The organism is Streptomyces sp. KR55 (genome assembly GCF_052245645.1).
Classification (GTDB): Bacteria; Actinomycetota; Actinomycetes; order Streptomycetales; family Streptomycetaceae; genus Streptomyces; species Streptomyces flavusporus.
In genome coordinates, this window is the sequence record NZ_JBQQCE010001033.1 from 1 (window position 1) to 565 (window position 565).

The following is a 565-nucleotide window of genomic DNA, read 5'->3' on the forward strand; positions in this document are numbered from 1 at the left end:
ATGCCCGCTCTGCCGCAGGTCGCACACCCACGGCGGCGGCTCCGGCGACGAGCCGTTCTACGGGCACCGCACCGCCCACTGCGCCACCGCCACGCCCGGCGCCGGCTACTGGCTGCAGCCCATCGAGGAGGCGCCGTGAGCCTCGATGACAAGGTCACCATGTGGGCTGAGCAGCAGGTAACCGCGCTGCTGCCGGACGAGGTCGACGTGCCCGCATACGGCAGCCTCGCATGGCTGCAGCTTCCCGCTGGGGACCCGCGGAAGGCAGCCGCGCTCATCACGGCCGCGGAGATGTGGCGACGCTACGGCGACGAGCAGGCGCTCCTCGACTGGTTCCGTGAGGCGCACCGGGCGCGGCCGTCGCTCGCCGACCGCCGGACGCGCGCCGAACTCGACGCCGCAGCCAAGCCGCACCCCCCGCACCAGTTGCAGGCCACGCCGGGCTGGCCACCGGTCGCCGTTCCCGGCCGGCCCGGCCGCTACCTCGTCGCCCAGGAGAACGCCGCATGACCGTCGACAACCTCGCCCAGGAGAACGCCGCATGACCGTCGACAACCTCGCCCGG

1 protein-coding gene is annotated in these 565 nt (G+C 73.8%); it reads left to right on the plus strand.

The genetic code is table 11. The features are described 5' to 3' along the window. Positions 1 to 135 precede the first annotated feature (135 nt). Positions 136 to 510, plus strand: a complete 375-nt coding sequence (locus tag ACTWQJ_RS52175) for a DUF2742 domain-containing protein (protein WP_443313322.1) — start codon at positions 136 to 138, stop codon at positions 508 to 510. Positions 511 to 565: the final 55 nt, after the last annotated feature.